Source organism: Bradyrhizobium agreste (assembly GCF_016031625.1).
GTDB lineage: Bacteria > Pseudomonadota > Alphaproteobacteria > Rhizobiales > Xanthobacteraceae > Bradyrhizobium > Bradyrhizobium agreste.
Window position 1 is genome coordinate 1 of the sequence record NZ_JACCHP010000055.1, and the last position, 2,097, is coordinate 2,097.

Here is a 2,097-nt window from a genome sequence, read left to right on the forward strand (position 1 = left end):
CATGTGTTGTTCGCACGCTCGCCTCGACCGCGGTCCCATCAAGATCAAGCCGCAGCGGCAGGGTATTGATGAACAGCCCCATGGCGCGGTCGCCACCCGCACCCCCATGCATGCGGCCGAACAGCACTGTGCCGAACACCACCTGCTCGCGGCCGCTGCTGCGCGCCACCACCTGACCCCAGGCCAGATGGCACAGGCTCGCCAGGCTCACCCCAAGCCGTCGCGCCTGGCTGCGCAGCCGCGCGTTCAGCTGCTGCGGCAGCATCCGCTGCGCCTCGCTGATCCCGCTGCCGTCGCCACGCACCTCGCGCAAGCCGAACGGCGTGGTCGGCTCGTCGATGTCGGCCAGCAGCTCCCGGAAGAACGCTTCGTCCGCCTTGGCATCACCGCCGAGATGCGCCTGCGCCACCAGGTTGCGGAACGGCTGTGGCTCGGTCAGCTCGTGCTCGCGTCCCTCCAGCACGGTCTTGACCTCGGCATGCATCACCTCCAGCGTCGTGTGATCCCCGATCAGATGATGCAGCAGCTGCAAGACCAGCCAGCGCGCGCTGCCGGGCTCGCGCGCAATCACAAACCGCAGCAGCGGCGCCCGGCCAAGATCGATGCGCTGCCGGCGCGGATCAAACCTCAGGCGGAGCTCATCGAGGCCGGCACCATCACAGCCAGCCAGCTCGATCTCGCTCACCTCCAGTGGTGCGTTCCGCCACACCACCTGGGCCGGGCGCGACAGGCCCTCCCAGACGAACGAGGTGCGCAGAATGTCGTGCCGATCCACCACCCGCTGGACCGCGGCAAGATAGCGGTCCAACACGCCACGATCAGCAAACGCCATCTGCGATACCAGCAGGTACGGATCGCCCTTTGTCGCCAACAGATGATGGAACAGGAGGCCGTCCTGCAGCGGCGACAAGCCATAAATGTCCTGGACGTTGCCGACCCCACCCGGCACTGTGGCGAGGATCCGGTCGATCTCGCCCTGCTCCAGTTCGATCAGCGGCAGCATCTCTGGCGTGATCGCCGTACTCTGTTCGCTGATCCGGTTGGCCGGGACCGCCACCTCCTGATAACTGCCCAGGCTCGCGGCCAGATCGGCCAGCACCGGCCTGGCGAACAGCGTACGCACCTCACCCCCCAGCGACCGCCGCCGCAGCCGCTCGATCAGTTGCACCGCCAGCAGTGAGTGCCCGCCGAGCGCAAAGAAGTCGTCGTGGCGTCCGACCCGCTCAACACCGAGCAGCTCCGCCCAGATCTCGGCCAGCGCCGTCTCGATCTCGCCTTGCGGCGCCTCATAGGCGCGATGCGCATACGCCTCATCGTCCGGCGCCGGCAGCGCCTTGCGGTCCAGCTTGCCGTTCACCGTCAAGGGCAGCGCCGCCAGCCGCACGAACGCCGATGGCACCATGTACTCCGGCAGGTGCGCACTTAGGTGCGCGCGCAAGGCGCCGGCAAGCTCGCTTCCATCCAACCCGTTCGAAGCTGCTTCCGGCGCGCACACCACATAGGCGACAAGACGCTGCTCGCCGCCGGGGCCCTCGTGCGCCACCACCACCGCCTCGCGCACCAACGCGTGCTCGCAAAGCCGCGCCGCGATCTCCCCCGGCTCGATCCGGAAGCCGCGGATCTTCACCTGGTCGTCGTTGCGGCCCAAAAACTCCAGATTGCCGTCCGGCAGATAGCGCGCCAGATCGCCGGTCTTGTACAGCCGGTCGCCGTCCACAAAGGGACTGGCGATGAACCGCTCCGCGGTCAGCTCCGGCCGGTTCAGATAGCCGCGCGCCACCCCCGCCCCGCCAATGTAAAGCTCTCCCACCGCGCCAAACGGGACGGGCGCGCCATGACCGTCAAGCAGATACACCCGCGTGTTCGCAATCGGGCGGCCAATCGGGACAATGGCCCCATCAAATTCATCGGGGCAACTCCAGGTCGCCGCACAAACTGTTGCTTCGGTAGGTCCATAAGCATTGACAATGGATGCTGGAGCCAGACTCCGGATGAGTTCTGCCTTCGGCAGCTCTCCAGCAAGAATGAGAACTTGCGATCCCAAGCCTTCCAGCTTCTGGCTTCCCTGAAGCAAGGCTGGAGGCAGCGTCGCATGCG

The 2,097-nt window shown here is 66.8% G+C and carries 1 protein-coding gene; it reads right to left on the minus strand.

Annotated features, from left to right (window positions below):
* On the minus strand, positions 1–2,097 hold a 2,097-nt coding region (locus HZZ13_RS36270; protein ID WP_197964207.1), incomplete at both ends, for a condensation domain-containing protein.